Consider the following 26,034-nt stretch of genomic DNA (forward strand, 5'->3'; position numbering starts at 1 on the left):
CGCCGGGACCGGTCACGGCTGCCCCTGTGTCTCGGCGGCCAGCAGCGGCGCCCAGAGCCTGCGGGCGATGGCGCCGAAACGGGTGTTCTCCCCGCGCTCGCCCGCCTGCGCGGCGACGGCGGTGAGGTCGTCCAGGCGCGGGGCCGCGCCCCAGATGTAGCGCAGGTGCCGGTCGGTGTGGTCGCCGTACTTGCCGGGTCCGTTCGGCCCGCCGTCGAATTCGCGCTCGGCGGCGGCGAACGCCTCGTCGGCGCTGCCGCCGCGGAATCGGCGCTCGGCGTAGGCGGCGGTCGCGGTCGGGGCGATCGGCAGGGGTTCGGCCAGTCCGGCGTCGCGCAGCTTGACCAGTTCGCGCAGGATCGTCACGGCCTCGGGCGCGGCGGGGGCGGTGAGCTCCGAACGCCAAGCGGGCCGCCGGAACTGGCCGCGGCCTGTGGTGACCGCCTGCCAGCCGCGGTCCTCGGTGGCGGACAGCGCGAGCACCGAAACCCACGCGGCGAGACGGTGTTTGGGCGCGAGCTTCGAATAGGTGGTACGCACCAACTGCTCGCCGCGCACCTCGGGCACGGTGCCGGTGAGCCTGCGGCCGTTGCCGAGATCGATCGCGATGTCCACCGCGCGAGCCTGCACGCGGTAGTGGCCTTCGCAGGCGCGCACGAGAGTATCGACGGTGTACTCGATCTCGTCGAGCACCGCGGCGCCGAGCCCGAACGGCGGCAGCGTGCCGCGCCGCCATTCCGCGGCGCGCAACTCCGCGCCGTCGGCGCCGGTGAGCCGCGCGGTCAACATGCGTTCGCCCAGTTCCCATTTGGCGAGCCCGTCGAGTTCGATGGGAATCCGGTCGGCGATATCGTCGTCGTATTCGGGCACTCGCAGGCCGAGTCGCTGCCACAGGAACGCGCGCACCGGATGTTCCACGAACGACAGCAGATCCGCGAGCGCCACATCGCCCAGGTCGGGGGTCGGCAGCGGACCGCGCAGGAACGCCGGTCGCGGACAGGCGGGTGCGGCGGCGGCCACCGCGCCCGCGAGCGCGACGGTGTCGAAGCTGAACGGGTCGTCGGCGCGGAAGTTCCTGCCGTCGAAACTCTGCAGCGGGTGCCGCACCAACACTCCGGTCAGGTCGTCGCCGACGTAACCGCGCACCACGTCGAGCAATTCGGCCACCGGGATCGCGGGCGGACGCTCGGCGCCGCTCACCGGGTCGGCGCCGGAGTAGAACACCAGCAGCCGCTCGCGCGCGGCGAGCACGCAGTCCAGCAGGATCTGCCGGTCCTCGGCGCGCGGATCGCGTTCGCCCGGCAGCGGGTCGCGGGCGAGCACATCGTCGCCGTCCGCGCCGCCCGGGCGTGGGAAGACCTCGTCGTCGAGACCGAGCAGCACGACCACGCGGTGCGGCACCGAACGCATCGGCGCCAGGGCGCACACGGTCAGCTCCCCGGTGCGGAAGTTGGCGCGCGGCGGCGCGGCCGCGAGCCGACCGGCCAGCAGCACGTCGACATCGGCGAGGCGCAGCGCGGTATCACCCGCGTGATCCAACGCCGCCGCCAGCTCGCGCTTGGCTTCCGCGCGCACCCACGCCTGCGCTTCGGGCACATCGGTGAGCAGGTCGAGCGCGCGGGCCAGCACCGCGGCCCACTCGCGAGCGGGCGCGGGACCGCGCAGATCGCGCAGGCACACCGCGAGCCGGTCGATGAATTCCGCGAACCGACCAGCCAGGTCGACGTCGTTGCTGTCCACATCGTCGAGCGGCAGCGCGAGGTCGAGCCAGTCGCGGGCGGTGTCGTCGGCAGCCACGCCGAGCAGGATGCGGTCCACCGCTCCGTTCAGCGTGTTCTGCCCGAAGTCGGCGAGCCCGAACGCCTGCCGCTGCCGCTGCCCGATCCCCCACCGCGCGCCCGATTCCGCGGCCCACTCGCGCAGCCGCTCGATCGCGTCGTCATCGAATCCGCAACGCCTGCGCACGGTTTCGGCGGCAGCCAGATCCAGCACCTGGGTAACGGTGACGCGCCCGTCGGCCAGCTCGAGCAGCGTCGCCACGACCGCGAGCAACGGATTGGTCGTCGCGCGCCCGCGATCGGCGAGCCGCACCCGCAACTGCCGAGCCGGATGCGCCCCCGCCTCGACCGGCTCACCGACCGTCCGCACCCCGAAAGCGGCCAGGATCAGCGGCGCGTACGCCTCGACCTCGGGGCACATGATCACCACATCGCGCGGTTCGAGCGTCGGATCCCGCGCGAACAACCCCAAGAGCGCATCGCGCAACACCTCGACCTGCCGCGCCGCACCATGACAGGCGTGCACCCGCACACTGCCGTCGGCCCGCACCCGCTCCCGAGGCGGCCACCGATCGTCCCGGATACCGGCGACCATCGCACCGAGCAGCGTCGTCCGCTCCGTCTCCGACACGAGCCCGGTCGTACGCTCCGACTCGGACGTCGTCGTGGGTAGACCACGCACGGGCTCGGTCGTCGGCCCCGGCACAGTCGTCCGCCTCGGTGCGAGGTCAGCTCCCGCCGCTGAACCGAGCCCGGTCGTATCCCCCGACGCGGGCGTAGTCACGCCCGACGCACGCTCGGCCGCCGCGGGCGCGAACTCGGCCCCTACCGACAGCGCCTGCTCGGACGCTGCTCCCGGCGCGGATCTCGTCGTTACCCCCGAGGTGAATTCGGCTGCTCGCCCCGATGCGACAGGACCGAGGCGTTCGTCGGACGCGGCTGCGCTCGTGAGTCGTTGTTGCAGTTCGCGTGCGTCGCGGGCGAGGCCGGTCAGGAGCGGGTGGGCGACGGTGTGGGCGGTGCGATCAGTGGCGCGGCGGGTGGAGGCCGGTATGTCCGAGAGCGCCGACCACATCGCCGGACTCGGGTGCGTCAACCAGAGGTGTATCTCGCGGGACGCGCCGAGGGCGGTGAGGACGGCGAGTTGGTCGGCGGGCAGCCGGTGCACGCCGAACAACGAGAGCCGTGCGGGCAGGTCGACCAGGTCGGGGCGGTCGCGCAGTGCGGCGCAACCGATTTCGAGGCGTTCCGCCGGGCTCGGCGTTCCGATCTCGGCGCGCAGGAGTCGCCACAGTCGCGGCTGCCAGGCCAGATCCTCCGGAATCGCGCCGCCGACACCGTCACCGTCCTGGCCGCCATCGCTCGTGCCGTCGCGGCCGGGTCCGCCGACGCGGGCACCGTCGAGGTCCGGCGCGTCACCGTTCGCGCCATCACGATGCGCGGCACCGTAATCCGTGCCATCACGATGCGCGGCACCGTATTCCGCGCCACCACGATGCGCGACATCGCGCTCCGCACCACCGCGATTCGGGGCATCGCGCTCCGCGCCACCGCGATTCGGCGCATCGCGATCCGCGCCACGGCGACCCCGACGATCCGAGTCGGCACCATGCGCGTGATCACCGCCCGAGATGTCGCGGGCCCGGTGGCCGCCGTCCGCGCGGGCGGCCCACGCGGTGATCAGCGCGGGCCGCTGGGTCGCGTAGCTGTCGAACAGTTCGCACAGGTGCGCCGCGGTCGCGTAGCGGCGACCAAGGCGGTGGTCGTCGCGGCCGGACCCGAGGTGGCGGGCCAGCATCGCGGCCCACGGTTGGTCGAGGGCGGTGTCGATCACCCGGAGCATGGACCAGACCATGCGTTCGCGCGCCCACGGGTCCTCACCGGGCGTGAGTCCGCATGCCGCCGACAGCGTCGTCGCGACCAGCGCGGACGGCGACGGGAAGGCGATATTCGCGGCAATGCCATCATTTCGCACCGACCGGTCGGTTCTACTCGCGCCCAAGGCACCCGAAAGACGTTGCGTCAGCCAGCGTTCCACGCCCCTGGCGGGCACCGCGACCACCTCGGCGGCGAACGGATCGGCGAGCGGAGTCGCCAGCAGCGCCGCCAGTCCGTCCGCCAGGGCGTCGGCGCGCTCGGCCCGGTGGATGTGCAGCGGCATTGGACGTTTATACGCCGGCGACCGCGGCGCAAACGATCCGCCCCCACCCCCGCCGGCGCGCACCGGGAGTGAATTGGACCACAGCACCGGCGCGGCTGTGGGTGTGTCACGCGAGCCGGGCGCGGGGTGTGTGCGACAGTGCTGCCTCCGGGGGAGGAACGGTGAGCTGGATCGAAAGGCTGGTTTCGCGTTCATGAACGCTTCGGTGATTCCCCTGGTACCGAAGGGCGGATTCACGGTTCGACGGATCGGCGAGCGCTGGGAGTTGGTCAACTCGACCTTCTACGGCCGCGGCGTGGTCCTACACGCCTGGCCGCGCGAACGGCACTCCGAAGCCTTCGCGCATTGCTATCGCCTCAACGGACGCACCGTCGAGGAACTGCGCGCCGCCTTCCGCTGACCTACCATTCATTACAGGTACGCAACGGATTTCGCCGTGCGACGGCGCCGATAACACAGTGCGGCCGTGACCTCAAGACGTGCGTCGCGCGCTCCGGTGTGCCATTGTCAACCCTCGTGCGTTACCCCTCGGCTGCCACCCGGACTTCTTCCCGCGTGGCCACATCCGCCTGTGTCCTCGCTACCGCGGCGATCCTGCTGTCGAGCGCGCCCACGCTGGTGCCGGGCGGCTTACCCGCCGCCTCCGCCGCGCCGGTGCGCGGCTGCCTGCCCGGCTTGGACTGCGACATGAGCCAGCGCGTCGAAGCCGTCGACAGCTACCTGCGCGGCCGCCCCGGCGTCACCGGCTACGTGCTGCGCGACCGGGTCGGCGGCGGCGTGTACGCCAACGAGAACGCCGAACTGCCCATCTGGACCGCCTCCACGATCAAACTCGCCATCGCGGTCGACCTGCTCAACCGCGCCAGGGTCGGCGCGATCACCCTCGGTCCCGAGGATCGCGGGCTCATGGAATCGATGCTGGCCACCTCGAACGACCAGGCCGCCGACCTGCTGTGGAACAAGTACGCGGGCCTCGACCGGATGGCCTACAACAACGCCTTCCGCGCCAACGGCATGTCGGGCCTGGTCCCGCAGCCGACCAACACCGCCCTGTTCCCGGACTGGTCGTTCCAGAAGTGCACCGCCGCCGACCTGGACCGGCTGATGGACTTCGCCTTGAACCGGATGCACCCCGACGACCGCAACTACCTGGTCGACCGGATGCGGGCCGTCGATTTCAACCAGCACTGGGGCGTGTGGGGCGCCGGTTCGCGGATGCGTCCCGGCCTCAAGAACGGCTGGTCGGCCGAGCAGGGCGGCTGGGTCGTGAACTCGGTCGGCTTCGCGGGCCCCGGCGAGCGCTACACCCTGGCGATCATGACCACGCTCGGCGCCGAAGGCGGCTACACCGAGGGCGCCGACACCGACACCAAGGTCGCCGAGATGCTGCTGGCGGGTCGCTGACCCGGTTCACCGTATTCGCCCCGCCGCGGTGAGTCGCCGCGGCGGGCGAAGATCACGAACCGGGGTCTCGCCGCGACGCTGGGTCGTGCGCCGACTACCGTTGGTCGGGTCACAAGCAACCCTGCCTGTCGAGGAGCACGACGATGAGCACTCAGGATGTCGAGACCAATCGCCACCGGGTGGTGGTGATCGGCTCGGGCTTCGGTGGCTTGTTCGGCACCAAGCACCTCAAGCGCGCCGATGTCGACGTCACCCTCATCTCCAAGACTTCGACCCACCTGTTCCAGCCGCTGCTCTACCAGGTCGCGACCGGTATCCTCTCGGTCGGCGAGATCGCGCCCGCGACCAGGCTGGTGCTGCGCAAACAGAAGAACGCGAAGGTCCTGCTCGGCGAGGTCATCGATATCGACCTGGAGTCCAAGACCGTCACCTCACGGCTGCTCAACCAGAACACCGTCACCGAATTCGACAGTCTCATCGTGGCCACCGGCGCCCAGCAGTCGTATTTCGGCAACGACCGCTTCGCCACCTACGCCCCCGGCATGAAGACCATCGATGACGCGCTGGAGTTGCGGGCGCGCATCCTCGGCGCGTTCGAGGGCGCCGAACTGGCCACCACCCAGGAGGCCCGCGACCGGTTGCTGACCTTCATCGTGATCGGCGCAGGCCCGACCGGCGTCGAGTTGGCGGGCCAGATCGCCGAGTTGTCCGACCGCACCCTCGACGGCACCTTCCACAACATCGATCCGCGCGACGCGCGAGTGATCCTGCTCGAGGGCGCGGGCGCGGTGCTCGGGCCGATGGGACCCAAACTCGGTGGCAAGGCGCAGCGCAGGCTGGAGAAGATGGGCGTGGAGATCCAGCTCAACGCCATGGTCACCGATATCGACGCGCAAGGCGTCACGGTGAAGGACGCCGACGGCACCGTCCGGCGCATCGAGTCCTCGTGCAAGGTGTGGTCGGCGGGCGTGCAGGGCAGCCCGCTGGGCAAGATGCTGGCCGAGCGGTCCGATGGCACCGAGACCGATCGCGCGGGCCGGGTCGTCGTCGAACCGGATCTGACGATCAAGGGGCACCCGAACGTCTTCGTGGTCGGCGACCTGATGTCGGTGCCGAATGTGCCCGGGCAGGCCCAAGGCGCCATCCAGGGCGCGACCTACGCCGCGAAGCAGATCAAAGCCGGCCTGAAAGGCCAAGCGCCACAGGATCGTAAGCCGTTCGCCTACTTCAACAAGGGCAGTATGGCCACGGTGTCGCGGTTCAGCGCGGTCTGCCAGGTCGGCAAGCTGGAGTTCGGCGGATTCATCGCCTGGCTGGCCTGGCTGGCCCTGCACCTGTACTACCTGGTCGGCTATCGCAGCCGTATCGTGACGGTCATCCAATGGTTCGTCACCTTCCTCGGCCGCAGCCGCGGGCAGATGGCCGCCACCGAGCAGTGGATCTTCGCCCGGCTCGCGGTCGAAGCGGTTCAGGCGGACCAGGAAGAGGCCGACGAGCTCGCCGCCGCCCTCGGCGCGCCGCCCGCCGACAACGGACGCACCGCCGCCGAGAAGGCCGCCGCGGCCGATCGTCGCGCCGGATGAGGTAGTGCCAGGTCACCCGCGTGACAGGGTGGGGTCCGCAGCGGTCCCCACCCTGTGCTCTTCGCGCACCACCGTCGCCCCGCGTGTCCGTGGAGCGCGCGGATCAGACCTCGAGCTCCTCCTCGATGCCCTTGAGGCGGTGGCGGGCCAGGGCGAGGTTGGCCCGGCTGCGGTCCAGCGCCAGATACAGGAAAAGGCCCTTGGACTTGCGGCCGGTCATCGGCCGGATGATGTGGTACTGGGCGGACAGCGTGATGAGCATGTCCTCGATGTCCTCGTTGAGGCCGAGTTGTTCGATGGTGCGCATCTTCGCGCGCACCACCTCGGTATTGCCCGCGCTGGCCACCTGGAGATCGAGGGCCTTCGAGCTGCCGAGGGTCCCCAGCGCCATACCGCTGTTGTAGTCGACGACCGCCGCGCCGAGCGCCCCGTCGATCACCATCATGTTCTTCAGAGACAGATCCATATTGGACATGCCGGTTCCTTTCTATCCATCGGTGTCGGATATCTGGTCTTTGCCGTCGGCCACCGCCGACAGGTGTTCGGCGATGGTGCGCGCCACCGGACGTGACTCCAGGTGCAGCCTGCCCACATTCGCCTCGGGTCCGGCGAGCACCGTCAGCGAGGTCCAGCCCGCCGCGTAGACGACGACGTGCCCTTCGGTGCCGCGCACCACGACCTCGTGGAATCCACCGCCGTGCGCGGTGGTCGCCAGTCGGTAGGACAACGAGAGCTGCGAGGCCGACAGCGCGGCCATGCCGTTGGGTTCGATGTGAGCGGGCAGGTCGTGGGCGATGAGCAGCCCGTCGCTCGAAGCCACCAGCGCACCGGTCATTTGGGGCACCCGGTCGCGTAGTGCCTTCAGTTCGGCCAGCACGACCGCGTTCGGGTCGGGGTCCGACACCACCGCCACCTTGGTCAACCTTCCCATCCATTCGCCGAGCAGTTTTCTCCGCGCGGTCACCGCAGTTCCTCCAAGGCCGCGAGAACGCGCACGAGCATTCCCCGGTCGACGGGCTCCCATCGGTCCGGGATCCGCTCCACCGCATCACGATTGCGCCGCGGCAACGGCAGCGAAGGCGTCGTCGCCGACATCGGCGCGTCCGACGACGGCAGCGAAGGCGATGACGGCGGCAACGACGGTGACGACGACCGACGTACCCGCCGCACGATGCGCGGGTGCTCGATCAGACCCGCCTCGGTCAGGTCGCGCACCGCGACCAGGCAGCCGTAGGTGGTGCGACCGAGATCGCGCGCGATCGCGGCGACCGTGCGTTCGGAGTCGGCGGCGGCGAGCACTTCGGCCTGACCGCCGGGTAGCGGCGGGCGCCGCCGATGTCTGCCGCGGATCGGGACGACCGCCGCGCGATCGACCAGATCCGCGGTCCACGGCCCGGTTTCGCCGCCGCCGCGCCGCTCGCATTCGCGCACCAGCGCCCGCGGTGGCACCCGACAGACCGGGGCGAGCCAATGTGCCGGTGCGGGAAGGAATTCGGCGACCGCCGCGGAGGCGAGCAGGAAGTAGCCCGCGTCGTAGACCGACAGCATGGCCAGCGCCTCCAGTCGAGGACGGCCGAGCAGGCTGCCCGCGTCGCCGCCGCCTGCGAGGTCCCATTCGCGCGCCGAGACGACGCCCGCCTCCACCGCGAGCCGGTCGAGTCCAGCGGTGCGGCGGCATTCCACGGAGGCGATGGCGCCGCCCGCGAGGTGGAACGCGCCGTCGCCCGCGCACAACATTCCGGTCCGTCCTTCCTGTTCCAGCCGTCTCAGTTCGACGGCCAGTTCAGCGCCCATGTCCGACCTCGGCGAACTCGGCGAGTATGCCGCGCAAGCGGAATCGCGCCATAGCGAGATTGCCGGTGTCGCCGTCGAAGACCACGTGCACGAACAGCCTGCCGTCGAAATCGCCCGGCACCGGATTGAGCAGGTGGTAGCCGAGGGTTCCGCAGACGATCAGCTCGGTGATGTCGTCGCCTTCGCGCGCGGTGGTCAATGCCGGACAGCCGACCACCGCGCGGATCACGTCGGTGGTGGCCGCCGCGTCCTCGTGTTCGTCCACCAGCTCGTGCCTACCCGCCGCGGCGATCGCAAGACCGCTCGCGCCGTCGACCAACGTGACACTGCGCGCACCGGGAATCTCCATGATGCGTTGCAGGCAGCCGTCTATACCGATCACCACGCCCCGCCCTTGTTCTGTAAGGGTTTCAGGGTTCGAGACGCTACACAGTGCCCGCGAGCCGTGTAAAGGAATCCACAGAGAATTGTCGGCCCCCGAAGCATTTTCCCAGCAAATGGCCGAAGAATACCTCTCGGTATCAATTGTTTTCGCCACCCGAGGCGACCACAGGTTCGAATACCAGCCGGTAACAAAACCTTTCGGTCTATGAAGTGCGCACCAAACGATCGTCAGGCACACCCACCCCGCCCCGACCCGACCGGCACACCGCCCGCTCCGCGACCCGAAGACCGACCCGACCCCCGACAACCGGCCCACCGCCACCCTCCGGCGTCCACCGGGGGCGACGCGCGAGCGCCGCGACGAGCAACGATCCAGACATCACGCACCCGACCGCGACAAAGGCATTCAGTACAGCACAACATAATTCGAGGAAAGCGCCCGAGCGACCACGGCGCCCGGCCTCCGCGCACCGCGACGCCGACCCGAAAGACGCCACGGCGGCACCCGAGCGCGAACAGCGGGCTTCCGCCGTCCCGCCCCTTCGAATCGACGTCCGATCGCATCGACCGAAACTCGACGGACACCGGCGCGAACATTCATGCCGCAGTGGCGCACACCACATCCGCGAGCCCCTGTCCAGCGCATATCAGCCATGGGAACAACCGCGTGAAACAACCCCCATTATCGAATCGGCTTTATCTGAACGAAATATGCCGCATCGCTGGAATAAGTTTCACGACCAGGTCTTGATTCATATTCCGCAAATTTATCGAACGATCAATCACCGACCATAGAGACATCTATGTAAAAGTGCATTCGCAATAGTGCGACCTCTTGTTCGAGAAGCCACGCCCGATGCTGCGCCCCCGCGCCACACCCGCCCGAGACCGCCGGGAATTCAAGGGAACGGACAAGCGCGGTAACAGCGAGTTCGCGCCTCAACCCACCGACACCGCCGTCGAACGCCCGGCGCCCGACCACGTCCCCGCCCGACCCGGTACCGGGAGCGCGCCCGCGACGCCGGTGAACAGCGAACCACCGGCCGCCAACGGAACCCGGACCGCACCCGCCCCGAGGACCGCGGCGGGGCGATCGTCCGGATACACCAGTTCGCTGTCCAATGCCCGCGCGCTCGCGAGCGCGTCGTCGGTGACGCCGCCCGCCCCGAGTTCCAGCCGGTGCCGCAGCAGCGGCACGCCGTCGACATCGGCGATCAGGTCACCGCGCCAGCCGCCGTCACGCTCCCCGGCGCGCCCGATCTGCACCCGCTCGCGCAGCCGGATCGCGGCGTCGCCCGCGAACGCCACCGTGCTGCGGACCCGGTGCCGCGCACCGCCCGCCACAACCATCGGCTCGAGGTCGACATCGAGGAAACCGCCCGCGCCGACCTCGAAATGCCAACGCGCCGAGGACGACACCGTCGCGGCGCCGGGCAGCGCGATCGACGCGGCCACCGACCGCAACACCAGCCGAGCACCCGGCCCGACCTCGACCGTGATGTCGAGTTCGTCGCCGCCGAGCGGGGTCGCCGCGGTGCCGATCAGGTGCACGGCGTCGGGACCGGTCCGCCGAGCCGCCAGCCCGCCGCTCGCGTGCACGCGGGCCGACTCGCCCGCCCGCACGGAAATCCGTAACTCAGTGCGCAACAGCGGAATCCGCGGTGTCATCGACCCGGCGCAACTGCTCGCGCACCCAGGCGAGCACCGGGGTCGCGGCCGGGTCGTCGGTCAGCGAGATCAGCGCGGTCGGCCTGCCGTCGCGCACCTTGGCGGCATCTCGTTCCATGACCGCGAGGTCGGCGCCGACCAGCGGGGCGAGGTCGGTCTTGTTCACCACCAACAGATCCGAGAACGTCACGCCTGGACCGCCCTTGCGCGGCACCTTGTCGCCGCCCGCCACGTCGATGACGAAGATCTGCACGTCGATCAGGCCCGAAGAGAAGGTCGCGGTCAGATTGTCGCCGCCGGATTCCACCAGGATCAGATCCAGCGGTGGATTCGCCGCGATCAGGTCGTCGATGGCGTCGAGGTTGGCGGTGATGTCGTCGCGGATGGCGGTGTGCGGGCAGCCGCCGGTCTGCACGGCGGTGATCCGCTCGTCCGGCAGCACCGCGTGCCTGCGCAGGAAGTCGGCGTCCTCGGTGGTGTAGATGTCGTTGGTCAGCACCGCCAGCGACAGTTCCGCGCGCAACTGCCTGCACAGCGCCGCCACCAGCGCGGTCTTGCCCGAGCCGACCGGGCCGCCGATCCCGATGCGCAGCGCCTCCCCCGGTGTGCGCTCGCGGCGGGGGCGGTCGTGCGAATGATCGTGCGGTGCACCATCGATGAAATGCGGCGGCATGGTGTTCTCCCTCGGTCGTTTCGGTGGGGCGTCAGCTGGCGAACAGCGGCATCTCGCGATGGCGATGCCGTTCGGCGAGTTCGTCCTGCAGCGGATCGGACAGCGCGGCGAGCTCGGCGGCGGCCTCGACCGCGATCCGGTCGCACAGCTCCGACATCCGCAGTGTGCACGCGGCGATGGCGGCGGGGTCGAGGGCGAGCAGGCGCTGCGCGGCCGTCGCCGCGCCGGTCAGGGTGGTGTAGACGACCACGCCCGCGATCTCGACCGGCGTGACCCGCGCGGCCGCGCCCACCGCGCCGAATACCGTCGACAGGTGCGGCCGCGTCCCCATATCGCGCCAATCCCGTTGCGGCCATAGCTGTTTGGCCAGTCGCAACAGCCCGCGTCCCTGCGCCCGCGAGGCCGCGCGCGCCGCGGGCGACGGTGTGCGGGCATCGGCCTCCGCCTCGGCGCGGGCGATCCCGAGCTCCCCCGCGCACACGGCAGCGGCCAGCGACGCCGCCACCAGCCCGGAGGTGCCGATTCGCCTGCGCAGGTACTGCTCGACCGTCGCGATGTCGCGCACCAGACCCGAGGCGACCGCCTCCTCGACGCCGCCGGAATGCACGTGCCCGCCGATCGGCAGGCGCGAGTCGGCCAGGGCCATGAGTATCGCCCGAGGACCGGCGTCGCTTTCCCGCATCCGACGATCCTAAGCCGAGGCCGCCGACCGAGTACTTCTACGCGGCCACGCACGTAGAAAGGCACTCGCGGCGCGACGCGGTTCGGGTGAGGATGGTCCGATGTCGAATCAGGGGGAATCCTCGGGCCCCGCTACTGTCGGGCAGTGGATCGCGCGGGCCGTCGCCGTGCTGATCCTCGTGCCGGTGCGTCTGCTCTGGGAGGGCGTCAAACTGTCCGTCCGCGTGAGCATCGCGGTCGTGACGTACTTCCTGGAACATCTGCTGGTTCCGCTGTGCGTGATCGTGTGGAACTGGGTGATCAAACCTGCCTGGCATCTGTTGAAGGACGGGCTCTGGGGTTGGCTGCTCCAGCAGGTGTTGTGGGGGCTGGTGCTCACCCCCGTGCTCGCTTTCCTCCTCGACTTCGTCTTGCGGCCGTTGCGCCGCGCCGTCGAGGACTGGCTGTGGCGGCGGATTCTGGTTCCCGCGGGCGCGTGGCTGTGGCGGCGCGTGGTGCGGCCGATGGCGGCGTGGCTGTGGCGGTGGGTGCTGCGGCCGCTCGGCAAGATCGTGCTCGGGGTGTGCGTGCTCGCGGTCGATTGGTTGCTGGTTCGGCCGGTGCGGGCGCTGTGGCGGTGGGTGTTGCGGCCGCTGTGGCGGGCGCTGCGCGTCACGTTGCGGTTCGGGTGGCGGGTCGCGACGGTTCTGGTCGGCGTGCTGATCGTGACGCCGTGCGTGTTCGTCTACCGCCGAGTGCTCGCACCCGTGTTCGCGGCGCTGGCCGTCGTGTGGAACGTCCTCGTCGCGCGCCCGGTTCGCTGGACCTACGTGCACGTCGTGACGCCGATGAACCGATGGGCTTCCGAGATCGTCACCGGCGTGTTCGGACGATGAGCCGGTCAGTCCGATGTGGTGGCGTTGGGCCGCCGGGTGGCGACCAGCGCGATTACCGCCATGCCAAGCAGTAAGACCGCCCCCACCGAAGTCGCGACGTGCAGACCCGTCACGAACGATTCGCTCGCCCGCTCCAGCAACGCCGGATCGTCGGCGTGACGCTCGATGGTCTCGCCGAGGGTCGAGGCGTAGTCGCCACCCGAACGGAAGACCAGCGCGGCGACGGATCCGAGTAGGGCCAGGCCGAGCGCGTTGCCGAGTTCGAAGCTGGTCTCGGAGATGCCGACCGCCGAGCCCGCGCGTTCGGGCGGCACCGAGGACACCGCGACATCCGAGACCAGGGGGAAGGCGAGACCGTAGCCGACGCCCGCGATGGTGGAACCCGCTATGTACCAGGCCAACCCGCCGTCGACGCCGATGCCGAGCAGCAGCAGATTCCCGACGCCGGAGGCGAACAGGGCGAGCACGAAGCTCGCGCGCACGCCGATGCGCTGCCCCACGCGCGCGCCGCCCATCGAGAACACGAACACCGCCGCGGCCATCGGAATGCCGAGCAGCGCCGCGTCCAACGGATCGCGGCCGGTGACCGACTGGAGATACACGCTGGTCAGATAGCTCAGCGCGGCCAGTGACATCATGCCGACCAGACTCGACCCGATGGCGACCGAGAACTGCGCGCGACCGAACAGCCGCAGGTCGAGCAGCGGTTCTTCGAGGTGCCGCTGGCGGCGGACGAACAGGGTGAGCACGGTGACGCCGACGATCAGGATCACCGCGCTCGGCGCGTCGACACCCTCGGCGGCGGCGTGTTTGACGGCGTAGACCACCGGCAGGATGCCACCGATCGAGAGTGCGACGCTGGGTAGGTCGAGCGGGCCGAGCAGGTCCGAGCGGTGCTCTGGCAGCACGAACGGGCCGACCGCGAGCAGGATCAGCAGTACCGGGATGTTGATCAGGAACACCGCACCCCACCAGAAGTGGTGCAGCAGCAGCCCGCCGATGATGGGCCCGACCGCCGAACCGCCCGCGAAGAAGGCCGTCCACACGCCGATGGCCGTGGCCCGCGCGCGGGCGTCGGGGAACAGGCCGGAGATCAGCGACAGGCTCGACGGCAGCAGGGTGGCGCCGCCGATGCCCATGAGGGCGCGCGCCGCGATGAGCACACCGGCGCTGGGTGCGAAGGCCGCGATCACCGAGGCGATGCCGAAGACGCTCGCGCCCGCGAGCAGGATGTTGCGCCTGCCGATGCGGTCGCCGAGGTTGCCCATGGTGATGAGCAGGCCGGCGATGAGGAAGCCGTAGATGTCGAGGATCCACAGTTGCTGGGCGGCGGACGGGTCGAGGTCGGCGGTGAGCGTCGGCATCGCGAGGAACAGCACCGAGATGTCCATCGAGACCAGCAGCACCGGCAGCAGCAGTACCGCGAGACCGAGCCGGGCGCGGCCCGCGCCGATGGGCCCGACCGCCTCCGACCGTACCGCCTCGACCTGTGTCATCACCGGATCCTCTCGATCTCGCGTACACCGTACGCAGCTCTCGGGTACAGTGTACGCATGCTGGACGACATAACGGAAGCGGGTTGTCGCAGGACCGCACGCGGGCGGTCGCGCGATGCCTGAACACAAGCTGACCCGCGCGACGATCATCGACACCGCCATCGACCTCGCCGACGAGGCGGGCCTCGACGCGCTGTCCATGCGCCGCATCGCCGAACGCCTCGGCGTCGGGGCGATGTCGCTGTACCGGCACGTGGGCAACAAGGACGAACTGCTCGCCGCCATGACCGACGAGGTCTCCCGACGCAACCCCTACCCCGACGCCGCGGGAACCTCGTGGACCTGGCGCGACCGGGTGCGCATCGCCGCCGAAATCGACTGGGCCCTCTACCAGCGACATCCCTGGGTCATCCTGGCCTTCGCCACCCCCCGCTACAGCTTCGGCCCCGCCGGACTCGCGTGCCTGGCCTGGCTGGTCGAAGGGTTCCGCGAACTCGACCTCACCCCGCGCGAGGCCATGCAGATGTCGTTCTCGGTGTGGAACTACATCTCCGGCGCGACGCTGCCGCAGATCAGTTCGGCGCTCGTCACCCGTAAGAGCATCGAGGCCGACGCCACCAACGGCCTGCGCGCCCTACTGGTCGGCGAACCGATGTGGACCCCACCCCCCGCACTCACCGACCTGGTCGGCGCGGGCGTGAGCGAGCTCACCTCCGAGGAACTCCTCTACGCGGGCCTGGCCACCCTCTGCGATGGCATCGAAGCCCGAATCCGCTCCCGCACACCACTACTGGAATCGGACCTGCCGACCTGACCCGCGCTACTCCTGCGCCACCACCGCGTAGACGAATCCATCCCAGCCCTTCGCTCCGACCGTCTGCAAGACCGTGGCGTCCAATCGCTTCTCGGTGGACAGGAATTCGAGGAGTTCGCGACTCGCGCGCACCGCGGCGTCGTCGGAATCCCGCTCGAGCACCTTGCCGTGGCGCACCACATTGTCGACGATGATCACCGAACCCGGCCGGGTCAGTCGCAGCGCCCAGCGCACGTATTCGGTGTTGTTCACCTTGTCGGCGTCGATGAAGACCAGGTCGAAGGGCTCCGGGCGCTCTTGCGCCACCGCGTCCAGACTCTCCAGCGCCGCGCCGACCCGGATCTCCACCCGCTCGCCCACCCCGGCCGCGTCCAGGTTCGACCGCGCCACCGTGGCGTGCTTACGCTCGAACTCCAAGGTGAGCACCCGGCCGTCCGGGCCGACCGCCTTCGCCAGCCAGATCGTGCTGAACCCGCCGAGCGTCCCGATCTCGAGCACCCGCTTCGCGCCGATCGACCGCGCCAGCAGATGCAGGAACTTGCCCTGCGCCGCCGATACGTCGATGGCGGGCAGCCCGGCCGCCGCGTTCGCCCGCAGCGCCGACTCCGCCTCCGGGTCGCGCGCGACGCTGTTCACGATGTACTCGTCCACATCCGCCCAGTCAGGTGTTGTCATAGTCGCAGTCTGCCACCGCCTCCGACCCATCCGGCCGCGCGTTCGTCGCCCGGTGACTGCCCAAACCCCCGATACGGCGGTCTCCGTCGGATTTTCCGGGCGCCCAGCGATTCGCGTCACGCTGCGCCGATGGGTTCTCGCGGTCGTCGCCCTTCGAGGAATGCGATCCTCGAAGGGATCGCCTTGGCCTGAAAGCCGTAGTAATCCGTCGGCCACCGATTCAAGGTGGTCGATCCATGCTCCATTACATGCGTTACTGCATATATCTACATATCGACAAGCGAAGTCGCGTGCAGGGCGACCATGCCACCCCGGAAGGTCAGTGATAGCTGGGGTCGTGTTCCTCGCGATGGCCCGCGACCGCGAACCGGATCACGCGCTCCAAGTCGAAACCGAGTCCCGAACGGTCCACCGGCTCCGCTTCCAGCAGGTCACCGTCGGAGCGCACCAGATAGCGCCCGTCGGGGTAGTCCATGACGTGGAACCCGCGCGCGGGCGCGGGCCGCTGATCCCAGGACGGCCCCGGATAGACGGCGACGTGCACGACCAGGTCACGCGGACGGTCGAAGAACTGCGCCGCGAGCGCGTGCGCAGATCGTCCGCCGTCGCCGTTGCCGTTGCCGGAGACCGCGCCGAGTTGGTTGGTCGCGCTCGCGCCGTTCGCCTCCGCGATCTCCACCTCGCGCCGCGAGACCCGCAGCCCGGCCCCGCTCCCCCGCGGCGCGTCCGGAAACACGGTGACGAGTCTGCGCGGCAGGTATTCGGCGTCGAACATCGTCATGCGCACGGCGCCGCCGCGATACGGCGACCCCGTCGGTTCCTGCACCAGCAGGACCGCGTGCCGGTTGTGCACCGCGGCGTGCGCGCGCAGGCGGTCGCCGCCCACCTCGCCCGCGACCTCGATCCGCGCCTCCGGCTCGGCCAGCACCCGCATGGCTCCGTACAGCTCTTCGTCGAAGATCCGGTGCAGATCGTCGGCCTCGGCCTTCCACGCCGCTTCGTATTCGCTCACCGTCGCGAAGGTCGATCGGTACTGGAGCGGGTACGGCAGCGTGTCCCGCTCGGCGGCGCGCCACAACACCTTGAACGCCAGTGGGGAGAACTCCCACTCCCGCGCGCTCATACGCCGATCACCGGCGGCACGGTTCTCGCTCGGCTCACCACGTCCAATCCCATCGATCCCACGTCCGTCACATTGCCCGACATTCTGGCACGACTTCGCTTCGAATTCGTGCCACTCGGAGTGAACGATCCGACCGACCGATCGGTCGATTCCGGCGGACGCTCCCGTCCGGATCGCGGAGTGAAAACAAGCGCTATCTATCGGCTTCGAACCACCATCCGTTACGGAATTTCACCGCGCACAGCAGTGATCTTCGCCACTCCAGATGCCGAGGAATTGATTCCATCCGGACATGACCACCCTGCCGCATGCACATGTTATTCCACAACCCGCACTCCACAATGTGAGGGTCATCTCCAAATCTCTTGACACGCTTGAGGTTCAGCGAACGCTCCCGGCGAATTGGTTAACTGGTCAACCGCCCAGGCAGGACGCGGTTGGTCTATCGTCGGCGGCGGTCCGGTCGGTCGATACCAACGGCGGTGCGCGCACCTTCCGGACCACTCCCCCACCCCGGTCGACATTCGACCGTCGACACCATCCATCCAGCACCGAGGTCGCGCCATGCACTACAACCATGCTCTTGGCATCGAACCCGGCGACGCCGTCGCCCGCCCGACATTGCCCCGGCGCAGATCCTCCGACGACATCCCCTCGGCCGCGGGCATCGGCGCACTCCCGGTGGACGCGATGGTCAGGGCGGCGAGCGCGATCGCGGCCTGGGCGCGAGTCCCCGCACCGCAATCGAGCGGCGTTGGCGCCACCGACCCGGCCCAACCCCCGCCGCTGCCGGAGTGACCAACAACGGCAGCACGCCGAATTCCACTGCGGCTGTGCGCATCACAGTCGATCGAGACCGATTGCGCGCACAGGGATGGTGCGCGCCTGTTGCTGAGGAGGGGATTCCGTGCGAGCGGCACGCGAGGCGAGTTCCGAACGCGATCCGAAGCGGTATCTGTGGGTTCTCGGCCTCATCGCGCCGAGCTGCGCGCTGCTGCCGTCGCAGCTGGTGCTGTGGACCGGAGCCGAGGTGTTCTGGTGGATCGCGCCGATCATCGTGCTGATCGTGGTGCCCGCACTGGACTGGATGGTCGGCGAGGACGGCCGAAATCCGCGAGAACAGGACTACGACCGACTGTCCGCGGACCGCTATTACCGTTGGTGCACATACCTTTTCCTGCCGATCCAGCTGATCGGCCTGATCATCGCCTGCTACCTCTGGGCCGGTGACGAGTTGAGCGCGCTGGACAAATTCGGGCTCGCGAGCACCCTCGGCGTCGTCAGCGGCATCGGCATCAACGCCGCGCACGAACTCGGGCACCGCGTCGAACACATGGAGCGGTGGTTGGCCAAGATCGCCCTCGCCCAATCCGGCTACGGACACTTCTTCGTCGAACACAACCGCGGCCACCACGTCCGCGTCGCCACACCGCTCGACCCCGCGAGCGCGCGACTCGGCGAAACCCTCTACGCATTCCTACCCCGCAGTGTCGCAGGCGGATTCGCCTCCGCCGTCCGACTCGAACGCGACCGTCTGGCCAGAAGGCGGCTGCCGTGGTCGAGCCCGCACAACCACTTGCTCCAGGCATGGGCGATGACCGCCGCCCTGTTCGGAACACTCACCGCCGTCTTCGGACTCGCCATCGTGCCGTGGCTGCTGCTGCAAGCCGTGATCGGCGTACTGCTGCTGGAAACGGTCAACTACATCGAACACTACGGACTGTTGCGCGAACGCCGACCCGACGGCCGCTGGGCCCGGTGCTCCCCCCGCGACAGCTGGAACAGCGACCGACTCGTCACCAACATCCTGCTGTTCCACCTGCAACGCCACAGCGACCACCATGCCAACCCCGGCCGCCGCTACCAGACCCTGCGCACCACACCCGAATCCCCGCAACTACCGGCCGGATACGCGACCATGATCGTGCTGGCCGCGCTCCCGCCGCTGTGGCGTCGGGTGATGGACCACCGCGTGCTCGCGCACTACGACGGTGACCGGACCCGCGCGAACACCGCGATCGGAAGGTGATCCTGACCGGTCGGGTGTCCGCGCGGGGACCTCAGCGCGGTTCTCGCCACTGCTCGATTCGACTTGTCGTCCCGGCGGGGCAGGACTTCTGACGGTTGACGCCGAGCCCGCTGTACATCAGCACGCAACGCAGTCGAGGGGGTTCCGCGCCTGCGCCGCCACGTCCGGCGGTGTCGCCGTCGCCTTCGGTGACCACGATGCCTGCGGTGGCCCCTTCGGCGATCCGACCCTTGGCGACCTTGTCCTCGCCGATCCGGCTCTGCTCGATGAAGTCGAACCGGCCGGTGACCCCATCGCCTCCATAAGCCCGAAGTCGCACCGCCACCGCCGCACGACTCGGCGTCCCTATTCCGCGTGCGGCATCGAGAAACATCGCCGCCACGTCGTACGCGAGGCCGGTTCGATCACCGGGCACACCGGGCTGGTACGACTTCAGCGAGTCCTTGATCAATCCGGTGAGGTCGTCGCACATCTCACCGAGGCGGCTGCTCACCCAGGGCTCGTAGCGTCCTCCGCCCGAGACGCACTGCTCTCCCGCCAGGATCACCGGAACACCCGATGCGATGAAGTGGATCCGCCTGTTCCTTGGCACCAAGGGCTGGTTGGACAGGTCGGTCACGAATCGCATCGAGGCATCGTTGGCGAGCACGGGCGGTTGCCGGTCGTCGTCGCAGTTCTTGAACGCGACGCGGAGGAAGGTGCTGAAGTCTTGACCGCGACCGGCGTAGACCAACAATTTCCGCTCGTAGGAGTCCGAACCGGCACAAGGAGCCTTGATGTTGTCGAGTTCCTGCTGGGTGCTCCACGAGACGGTCGACGCGTGCATCGACCCGCCCGTGAATTCCTTCTCCAGCGAGTCGACCAAGGACTTCACATAGATGTCCTGCGCTTTCGGGTGAAAGATCTCGACGCTGTCGTACAGCGTCACATCAGGGTTCGCGTGCGACACGGCCCCGCGCGCGTAATCCGCGATGAGGGTGGCCTGCGTGGCGTTGCTCGGTATCGCTTGGAAGTACAGCGGCGAGCGCTTCTCCAGGTCGTTCGCCGACAAGGAGGTCGCGAAGGTCGGCACACCTCGGTTGCCGAGAGCGGTGATCGCCTTCTCGGTGAACTCGTTGCTACGGTCGAGTCCGATGACGCCGAGCACGCTCGCGTCCTTACGCACCAGGTCCGCGAGCGGATTGTTCACCACCCACTCCGCGTACTCCATGTTCTCGCCCCCATTGGCGACGACGACACGCAGCAGTGGTTCCGCATCCGGCTTCTGTTTGTTGGCACGCCGCTGGTGGAGGAGTAGGCCGACGAGTTCATCCACATGTGCCCTCGGATACGCCAGATTGTCGGTGCGCCAAGTCAAACCGGAGAAGTAGACGAGAGTGACCATCGCCCGATTCGGGTTCTTATCGTGCGCGGTCTGGGCGATCTCGTTCTGCGCGAAAATTTCTCGCTGCGCATCCCGCAATGCGGGATCGCTGGAGAACATTTGCCCGGCATTGTCGGAGTAGCCGACGCACTGCCCGTCCCGCACGGATACGCCGATACCCGATGCCAGTGGCGACAGCTCACAGTCCGCCTCCATGTGCGGCAGCACGTACCAGACGAGCAGACCCGCGAGCAGCACGCCGCTCATGATGGTCGCGGACACCGGAATCACCCAGCGACGAGCGAAGAAGAAGAACGGGGCAGGAGCGCGCGCCGCCGTCGAGGCCGCCGCCTGATTGCCCGGCGGCGGGACGGTGGGCACGAACAGGTACCACGCGAATGGATCAGCGAGACGCCTCGTGCGCCCGAGAGTGTCGCGCCAATTCTGCACCAGGTCGGCGCCCCCCAATACGGGAAGGGTCGGCGATCCGGGTCGCGGGTCCGTGTGGACGACCGCGACCACGAGCAGGGGATCGGCGTCACGAACCGTATTGCGCACGGTATTGATCCGCTCGAGCAGTTTCGCGACCACGCTCGAATCCGGTTCGCCGTCGAGAATCACCGTAGGAAAGGCGGTGTGCCGCAGAGTCTTCGGGAGCCACAGCCGGTATCGGTAGGCTTCCCGCAGATCGGACAGGAAGGCGTTGACCAACAGGTGTTCTACTTCGCCCTCGGGCGCCCTGCGGTGTCCGTTCGCGGTTCGAGTCAACCTGAAGGCGAACTTGGCGAAGTTCTCCGAGCCCTCGGACAAGAAGGGCTGATCCATGAACCACTTCGCCTCGCGTCCCACGCCGGGAAGACCTCCGAGCCATACCCAGACCCGCAGGATCGGCCCCAGCTGCATGACCAATATCCCGATCCATTGCACCAACCAGTTGAGCGGACTCAAGAACTGTTGTCCGGCGGCGCGATCGAACCGGTGGCGCGTCCTGAGTAGTTCCGGCAGCCGATCACGCAGATCGTTCTCGTCGCTCACCCGCGCTTCGGACAGCAAGTAGGCGGCGCGGAAGCGGGGGAAGCCGATAGTGCCGAGCACACTCTTGTTCATCGTCAACCCGGCGCGCATCTGCTCCAGAATCGCGCCGATCGGCGAGTCCGCGTCCGGCGCCGGATTCGCGGGCGGAATCACCACGTGCGCACGGGGTATCTTGAGGCGACCGACCGGATGATCCAACCACACGAAGATTCCGTCGCGGACCTCGCTCGCCCCCGCGGGTCCGACCAAGCACAGCATGGGCAGGGATGGTTGCCGCACTCTGCGGAACAATATTCGCAGGAACCGAGGTTGCCACCCGGGAACGATCAGAGCGCGGAGTAGTTGCAGAAGCTGAGCGAAATCGCCCATTCGTCGTCCTCAATCACAGAGCTGTATTCATCGGATCCCGAGCACCGGAGGACAATACTAACCTGCTATCGCCGAATATGTTGCGAGAAGTAATGTTTCGGACACGGACACGCGGCGTTCACCCTTCCGGAGGGCAAATGCCAGGCCGGGCAGCGTCTTTCACCCGCATGGTAGCTGCTCGATGCCGGAGTGGTCGCGGACACCGCCCCGCGGTTGCGGTACGGTCCACCGGCACGGCACGTTCGACATGCCGAATCCTCACCTCGGTCGTCGCCGCGTCCTCCGAGCAGTACTCGTTCGACGCATCGGCACAATAATTGCGCGCACGTCGATCGAATCGGCGCGATTATATTTAAGCGCTGGCCGCACAATGTTTTTCCACATTGTGAAAACCGCCGTTGCTCAACGTAAACCGGTCCCATACTCTGGCCGACGGGGAATCATTCCCGAGTCGTCTGCCTTACGGTCCGACTATCCTTGTTCCACGGATGAAGAGAATTGCGATGACCACTGTCGAAGTAGCGAAGACGCACGAACTGTCCATCGCGCCGATCGCGGGGTACCTGGGTGCGGAGGTGTCGGGAATCGATCTGCGCGAGGGTATTTCGGCGGAGACGGCCGAGCGGCTTCGGTCCGCCCTCTACCGGTTCCGGGTGCTGTTCTTCCGCGACCAGCCGATCGACCACGCCCAGCAGATCGCTTTCACCCGGATATTCGGCCCGGTGACTCCGGCACATCCGCACCGGTACACCGATAAATCCCCGGAAGGGTTCCCGGAAATCCTCGAGGTCGACAGCCGGATCTATGCGAAGCGTTTCGGTACGCCGCAGTACAGTTATGCCTCGTTCTGGCATCAGGATGTGACGGCGCTGATCAATCCGCCCGCGGTGACGGCGCTGCGCGCGGAAATCGTCCCGGCGGTCGGGGGCGACACCACCTGGACCGATCTGGTCGCCGCCTACGCCAACCTGCCGGAATCGCTGAAGGCGTTCCTCGACGGGCTGTACGCGGAGAACCGTTTCGGCGGACGGGCGCCGAAGTGGGCGGAGGGGTCGGAGTCCGACGGACTCGTCAAGCAGACGCCGATCATCTCCGAACACCCTGTGGTGCGGCTACATCCGATCACGGGCGAGCGCATCCTGCACGTGAATCCGGGCTTCACCAGCCGCATAGTCGGCCTGTCGCCGCGCCAGAGCGACCGGGTGCTCGATCTGCTTTTCGAGGAGATCACCAACCCGGCCTACACCGTCCGAATCCGTTGGACGCCTGACTCTCTCGGTATCTGGGACAACCGCGCGGTCGCCCATCTCGCCCCGACCGACCTCGACCATCTCGACGTGGTGCGGGTGCTGCACCGCACCACCGTCGAGGGCGAGATCCCGGTCGGCGTCGACGGGAAGCCGTCGCGCCCGGTCTCCGGCGAGCCGTTCTATTCCGACGAGACGCTCGCGAACCGACCCTGAGGTGAGCGCACTCCCCCGTTTCGAGACCGACGCGCCACCGGCACCTGTCCGGCCGGTGGGCGGCGTCTCGACCTGGTGTCCTCGGCCCGGCGCAGGCGACTGCACGGGCCGCTTCGACCGCCCACCCGCCGTACTCGGCGGGTGGGCGGTTCGCCGCGCTCACCGGGGCACGGCGCAACCTCGACCACGACACCAGGGGAACGAAGGACATGACGATCGGACGTGGGACGGCGCGCCTGCTGGCGCTGCTGCTCTCGATACTGGCGCTGCCCGTGCTGGCGGGCTGCGGTGAATCGGCGACCACCGATGCCGACGGGCGCGTCGTACTGCGCTATCAGGGCTCGCCGAGTCAGGTGCTGTGGCCCGAACTCGCCGAGGGGCTCGGCTATTTCGAGAAGGTACGCCTGCAGTGGATCGGCGACACCACCTCCGGCCCGCAGGACATCCAGTCCGTCGCCACGAACCAGGCCGATTTCGGTTCGGCGTTCAACGGCTCGGTGGCCAAACTGCGGGCCGCGGGAGCGCCGATCACCTCGGTGATCTCGGTGTACGGCTCGGACGAGCAGACCTTCCACGGCTACTACTCGCTGGAGGGCAGCGGCATCACCGAGCCGCGCCATCTGATCGGCAAGAAGGTCGGGATCAACACCCTCGGGGCATACCACGAGTACACGATCAAGGAGTGGCTGCACCGCAAGGGGCTCACCGACCAGGAGATCGGCAGCATCGAATTCGTGGTGGTGCCGCCCATCAACACCGAGCGGGCGCTGCGGGAGAAGCAGATCGATGTCGGCAATCTCGGCACCATCATCAAGGACGCGGCGCTGCTCAACGGCGGCCTGCACGAGATCTTCCGCGACACCGGCCTGATCGGCGACCTCGCCATCGGCACCACAGTGCTGCGCGACGATTTCATCGCGAAGAACCGCGAGGCGGTCGCCGACTTCGTACAGGGCACGGCGCGAGCGCTGCGCTGGGCGCAACTGCACAGCCGCGAGGAGGTGGTGGCGAAGTTCACCGAGATCATCGAGCGGCGCGGTCGCGCGGGCAACACCGATTTCGTGCGGCACTTCAAGAGCACCGGGATCCCGATCCCCGGCGGCGTCATCGCCGAGCAGGAGTTCGTGCTGTGGACCGACGAGGGTGTCCGGCTCGGACTCCTCGAACCCGGCATCGACGTGAAGCGACTGTTCACCAACGAGTTCAACCCGTACTCGAACGGCGCCTACGCGACCGACGCCGACGAGAACGGGGGCAAGCGCAACTAGCGCCGGGTCCCGCCGTCCGGAAACCGCCGAGATCGCCTCGGCGGTTTCCGGCGTTCCGGCCCGTGCCCGACAGCCGGTGGGCGCAGTTTCGAGAAATCTTCTCGAAAATACTTTACTGAAACCCCAACCGTAATACCATCGGTCCGGCGACGGCAGCTGTGCCGTACCCGGTGGCCACCCGGCCACGAGCATCGGCCGCGCCGCGTACGAACAGCGGACGGCCCGCGTGACAGGAGGTGGTCGATGCGGACCAAAGGCGCGCTGATCTGGGACTTCCACCAGCCGTGGGTCGTCGAGGAGATCGAGATCGGCGACCCGCGCCGGGGCGAGGTCAAGGTCAGGATGGAGGCCGCGGGGCTGTGCCATTCCGACCACCACCTGGTCACCGGCGACATCCCCATGGCGTCGTTCCCGATCCTCGGCGGACACGAGGGCGCGGGCGTGGTGATCGAGGTCGGCGATGGGGTGGACGACATCGCGGTGGGCGACCACGTCGCGGTCTCGTTCATCCCCGCGTGCGGACGGTGCCCGTCGTGTCGGGCCGGTCGCACGAACCTCTGCGACCTCGGCGCCGGGCTGCTGGCGGGCGCGTCGGTGTCGGACGGGTCGTTCCGGGTCACGGCGCGCGGGCGCGAGGTGTATCCGATGTCGTTGCTCGGCACCTTCGCGCCGTATCTGGTGGTGCACCGCAGTTCGGTGGTCAAGATCGACCAGGACATTCCGTTCGAGGTGGCGTGCCTGCTGAGTTGCGGCGTCACCACCGGATTCGGCTCGGCGACTAGGTCGGCGCGGGTCGAACCGGGTGACGACGTCGCGGTCGTCGGGATCGGCGGCGTCGGCGTTGCGGCGTTGCAGGGCGCGGTGCTCGCGGGCGCGCGGCACGTGTTCGCCATCGATCCGGTGCCGTGGAAACGGGAGCAGGCGTTGCGTTTCGGCGCGACGCACGTCTATCCCGATCTCGCGGCCGCATTCGCCGAGGTGCCCGAGGTGACATTCGGCGCGATGGCGACGAAGGTGATCGTCACCGTCGGCCGGATGGACGGGCGCGACATCGACCAGTATCTGGCGTTGACGGCCAAGGCGGGCACCTGTGTGGTCACCGCCATGGGCGGAGTGCTGGACACCGAAGTGACACTGAACCTTTCGATGCTCACCCTGTTCCAGAAGAACCTTCAGGGCACGATCTTCGGGGCGGGCAATCCGCAGGCCGACATTCCGCGGCTGCTGGCGCTGTATCGGGCGGGCAGACTCGACCTCGACGCCATGGTGACGCGCCGCTACCGACTCGACCAGGTCAACGACGGCTATCGCGACATGCTGGAAGGACGCAATATCCGCGGCGTGATCTGTTTCACCGACGCGGACCGGTGAAGCGGAGCCGGTGCGCACGAGAATGCG

22 protein-coding genes are annotated in these 26,034 nt (G+C 68.5%); 10 read left to right on the plus strand and 12 right to left on the minus strand.

What is annotated here, in order from left to right:
* Window positions 1-12: 12 nt before the first annotated feature.
* On the minus strand, window positions 13-3,939 hold the full coding sequence (gene recC, locus IT779_RS08115) for an exodeoxyribonuclease V subunit gamma (RefSeq protein WP_232541566.1): 3,927 nt from the start codon (window positions 3,937-3,939) through the stop codon (window positions 13-15).
* Window positions 3,940-4,132: 193 nt separating this feature from the next.
* Between recC and IT779_RS08120 the strand changes: the two genes are divergently transcribed.
* The 3 genes from IT779_RS08120 (at window position 4,133) to IT779_RS08130 (ending at window position 6,926) form a co-directional block, all read left to right on the plus strand.
* Window positions 4,133-4,339, plus strand: coding sequence for a hypothetical protein (locus IT779_RS08120; RefSeq protein ID WP_196148602.1), 207 nt, complete (start codon window positions 4,133-4,135; stop codon window positions 4,337-4,339).
* A gap of 155 nt (window positions 4,340-4,494) precedes the next feature.
* Window positions 4,495-5,343 carry a serine hydrolase gene (locus IT779_RS08125; RefSeq protein WP_332838714.1) on the plus strand — a complete coding sequence of 283 codons (849 nt, stop codon included), beginning with the start codon at window positions 4,495-4,497 and terminating at the stop codon, window positions 5,341-5,343.
* A 143-nt stretch (window positions 5,344-5,486) separates the two neighbouring features.
* Window positions 5,487-6,926 carry an NAD(P)/FAD-dependent oxidoreductase gene (locus IT779_RS08130; protein WP_196148604.1) on the plus strand — a complete coding sequence of 480 codons (1,440 nt, stop codon included), beginning with the start codon at window positions 5,487-5,489 and terminating at the stop codon, window positions 6,924-6,926.
* 103 nt (window positions 6,927-7,029) lie between these two features.
* Here IT779_RS08130 and IT779_RS08135 read toward each other — a convergent pair whose 3' ends face one another.
* The 7 genes from IT779_RS08135 to IT779_RS08165 form a co-directional block, all read right to left on the minus strand.
* Window positions 7,030-7,401 (minus strand): hypothetical protein, encoded by a 372-nt coding sequence (locus IT779_RS08135; protein WP_196148605.1) that lies wholly within the window; start codon window positions 7,399-7,401, stop codon window positions 7,030-7,032.
* 12 nt (window positions 7,402-7,413) lie between these two features.
* Window positions 7,414-7,890, minus strand: a complete 477-nt coding sequence (locus IT779_RS08140; RefSeq protein ID WP_332838715.1) for a roadblock/LC7 domain-containing protein — start codon at window positions 7,888-7,890, stop codon at window positions 7,414-7,416.
* Window positions 7,887-8,720 (minus strand): hypothetical protein, encoded by an 834-nt coding sequence (locus IT779_RS08145; RefSeq protein WP_196148606.1) that lies wholly within the window; start codon window positions 8,718-8,720, stop codon window positions 7,887-7,889. The genes IT779_RS08140 and IT779_RS08145 overlap by 4 nt, the downstream gene beginning before the upstream one ends.
* A complete protein-coding gene (locus IT779_RS08150) occupies window positions 8,710-9,105 on the minus strand; it encodes a hypothetical protein (RefSeq protein ID WP_332838716.1) in 396 nt (131 codons plus the stop codon). The genes IT779_RS08145 and IT779_RS08150 overlap by 11 nt, the downstream gene beginning before the upstream one ends.
* 938 nt (window positions 9,106-10,043) lie before the next feature.
* The gene (locus IT779_RS08155) at window positions 10,044-10,751 is read right to left on the minus strand and encodes an urease accessory protein UreD (RefSeq protein ID WP_232541567.1); all 708 of its coding nucleotides are present in this window, start codon (window positions 10,749-10,751) and stop codon (window positions 10,044-10,046) included.
* Window positions 10,741-11,445: an urease accessory protein UreG gene (gene ureG / locus IT779_RS08160; RefSeq protein WP_196148608.1), complete on the minus strand. Its 705-nt coding sequence runs from the start codon at window positions 11,443-11,445 to the stop codon at window positions 10,741-10,743. Before ureG ends, IT779_RS08155 begins: the two co-directional genes overlap by 11 nt.
* 31 nt (window positions 11,446-11,476) lie before the next feature.
* Window positions 11,477-12,127, minus strand: coding sequence for an urease accessory protein UreF (locus tag IT779_RS08165; protein WP_196148609.1), 651 nt, complete (start codon window positions 12,125-12,127; stop codon window positions 11,477-11,479).
* A gap of 100 nt (window positions 12,128-12,227) precedes the next feature.
* Between IT779_RS08165 and IT779_RS08170 the strand changes: the two genes are divergently transcribed.
* Entirely contained in the window at window positions 12,228-13,001 is a 774-nt protein-coding gene (locus IT779_RS08170) for a hypothetical protein (RefSeq protein ID WP_196148610.1), read from the plus strand.
* Between the two features lie 5 nt (window positions 13,002-13,006).
* Here IT779_RS08170 and IT779_RS08175 read toward each other — a convergent pair whose 3' ends face one another.
* Window positions 13,007-14,497, minus strand: a complete 1,491-nt coding sequence (locus IT779_RS08175; RefSeq protein ID WP_196148611.1) for an MFS transporter — start codon at window positions 14,495-14,497, stop codon at window positions 13,007-13,009.
* Window positions 14,498-14,612: 115 nt separating this feature from the next.
* On the opposite strand from IT779_RS08175, the gene IT779_RS08180 reads away from it, so the two are divergent.
* On the plus strand, window positions 14,613-15,311 hold the full coding sequence (locus tag IT779_RS08180; RefSeq protein WP_196148612.1) for a TetR/AcrR family transcriptional regulator: 699 nt from the start codon (window positions 14,613-14,615) through the stop codon (window positions 15,309-15,311).
* Window positions 15,312-15,317: 6 nt separating this feature from the next.
* On the opposite strand, the gene IT779_RS08185 is transcribed toward IT779_RS08180, so the two are convergent.
* Together IT779_RS08185 and IT779_RS08190 are read right to left on the minus strand one after the other, a co-directional pair.
* Window positions 15,318-15,986 (minus strand): O-methyltransferase, encoded by a 669-nt coding sequence (locus IT779_RS08185; RefSeq protein ID WP_196148613.1) that lies wholly within the window; start codon window positions 15,984-15,986, stop codon window positions 15,318-15,320.
* Window positions 15,987-16,305: 319 nt separating this feature from the next.
* Entirely contained in the window at window positions 16,306-17,109 is an 804-nt protein-coding gene (locus tag IT779_RS08190; protein WP_196148614.1) for an ESX secretion-associated protein EspG, read from the minus strand.
* Between the two features lie 564 nt (window positions 17,110-17,673).
* Here IT779_RS08190 and IT779_RS08195 point away from each other — a divergent pair.
* Both IT779_RS08195 and IT779_RS08200 read left to right on the plus strand, forming a co-directional pair.
* Complete coding sequence (locus IT779_RS08195) at window positions 17,674-17,907, plus strand: hypothetical protein (protein WP_196148615.1); 234 nt, start codon at window positions 17,674-17,676, stop codon at window positions 17,905-17,907.
* Window positions 17,908-18,016: 109 nt separating this feature from the next.
* Window positions 18,017-19,138 (plus strand): alkane 1-monooxygenase, encoded by a 1,122-nt coding sequence (locus IT779_RS08200; protein WP_196148616.1) that lies wholly within the window; start codon window positions 18,017-18,019, stop codon window positions 19,136-19,138.
* Window positions 19,139-19,169: 31 nt separating this feature from the next.
* Here IT779_RS08200 and IT779_RS08205 read toward each other — a convergent pair whose 3' ends face one another.
* Window positions 19,170-21,815, minus strand: a complete 2,646-nt coding sequence (locus IT779_RS08205) for an ABC transporter substrate-binding protein (RefSeq protein ID WP_196148617.1) — start codon at window positions 21,813-21,815, stop codon at window positions 19,170-19,172.
* A 593-nt stretch (window positions 21,816-22,408) separates the two neighbouring features.
* On the opposite strand from IT779_RS08205, the gene IT779_RS08210 reads away from it, so the two are divergent.
* The 3 genes from IT779_RS08210 (at window position 22,409) to IT779_RS08220 (ending at window position 26,007) form a co-directional block, all read left to right on the plus strand.
* Window positions 22,409-23,368: a TauD/TfdA dioxygenase family protein gene (locus IT779_RS08210; protein WP_196148618.1), complete on the plus strand. Its 960-nt coding sequence runs from the start codon at window positions 22,409-22,411 to the stop codon at window positions 23,366-23,368.
* Window positions 23,369-23,577: 209 nt separating this feature from the next.
* Window positions 23,578-24,636 carry an ABC transporter substrate-binding protein gene (locus tag IT779_RS08215; RefSeq protein ID WP_196148619.1) on the plus strand — a complete coding sequence of 353 codons (1,059 nt, stop codon included), beginning with the start codon at window positions 23,578-23,580 and terminating at the stop codon, window positions 24,634-24,636.
* A 243-nt stretch (window positions 24,637-24,879) separates the two neighbouring features.
* Window positions 24,880-26,007 carry an NDMA-dependent alcohol dehydrogenase gene (locus IT779_RS08220; RefSeq protein WP_196148620.1) on the plus strand — a complete coding sequence of 376 codons (1,128 nt, stop codon included), beginning with the start codon at window positions 24,880-24,882 and terminating at the stop codon, window positions 26,005-26,007.
* Window positions 26,008-26,034: the final 27 nt, after the last annotated feature.

The organism is Nocardia bovistercoris, from assembly GCF_015674855.1.
In the GTDB taxonomy this organism is placed as follows: Bacteria; Actinomycetota; Actinomycetes; order Mycobacteriales; family Mycobacteriaceae; genus Nocardia; species Nocardia bovistercoris.

Excerpts from the sequence above, each read along its gene's own strand:
- recC (WP_232541566.1), bottom strand. The coding sequence starts at position 3,939 with ATGCCGCTGCACATCCACCGGGCCGAGCGCGCCGACGCCCTGGCGGAC.
- IT779_RS08120 (WP_196148602.1), top strand. The coding sequence starts at position 4,133 with ATGAACGCTTCGGTGATTCCCCTGGTACCGAAGGGCGGATTCACGGTT.
- IT779_RS08130 (WP_196148604.1), top strand. The coding sequence starts at position 5,487 with ATGAGCACTCAGGATGTCGAGACCAATCGCCACCGGGTGGTGGTGATC.
- IT779_RS08135 (WP_196148605.1), bottom strand. The coding sequence starts at position 7,401 with ATGTCCAATATGGATCTGTCTCTGAAGAACATGATGGTGATCGACGGG.
- IT779_RS08145 (WP_196148606.1), bottom strand. The coding sequence starts at position 8,720 with ATGGGCGCTGAACTGGCCGTCGAACTGAGACGGCTGGAACAGGAAGGA.
- ureG (WP_196148608.1), bottom strand. The coding sequence starts at position 11,445 with ATGCCGCCGCATTTCATCGATGGTGCACCGCACGATCATTCGCACGAC.
- IT779_RS08165 (WP_196148609.1), bottom strand. The coding sequence starts at position 12,127 with ATGCGGGAAAGCGACGCCGGTCCTCGGGCGATACTCATGGCCCTGGCC.
- IT779_RS08170 (WP_196148610.1), top strand. The coding sequence starts at position 12,228 with ATGTCGAATCAGGGGGAATCCTCGGGCCCCGCTACTGTCGGGCAGTGG.
- IT779_RS08175 (WP_196148611.1), bottom strand. The coding sequence starts at position 14,497 with ATGACACAGGTCGAGGCGGTACGGTCGGAGGCGGTCGGGCCCATCGGC.
- IT779_RS08180 (WP_196148612.1), top strand. The coding sequence starts at position 14,613 with ATGCCTGAACACAAGCTGACCCGCGCGACGATCATCGACACCGCCATC.
- IT779_RS08185 (WP_196148613.1), bottom strand. The coding sequence starts at position 15,986 with ATGACAACACCTGACTGGGCGGATGTGGACGAGTACATCGTGAACAGC.
- IT779_RS08190 (WP_196148614.1), bottom strand. The coding sequence starts at position 17,109 with ATGAGCGCGCGGGAGTGGGAGTTCTCCCCACTGGCGTTCAAGGTGTTG.
- IT779_RS08195 (WP_196148615.1), top strand. The coding sequence starts at position 17,674 with ATGCACTACAACCATGCTCTTGGCATCGAACCCGGCGACGCCGTCGCC.
- IT779_RS08210 (WP_196148618.1), top strand. The coding sequence starts at position 22,409 with ATGACCACTGTCGAAGTAGCGAAGACGCACGAACTGTCCATCGCGCCG.
- IT779_RS08215 (WP_196148619.1), top strand. The coding sequence starts at position 23,578 with ATGACGATCGGACGTGGGACGGCGCGCCTGCTGGCGCTGCTGCTCTCG.
- IT779_RS08220 (WP_196148620.1), top strand. The coding sequence starts at position 24,880 with ATGCGGACCAAAGGCGCGCTGATCTGGGACTTCCACCAGCCGTGGGTC.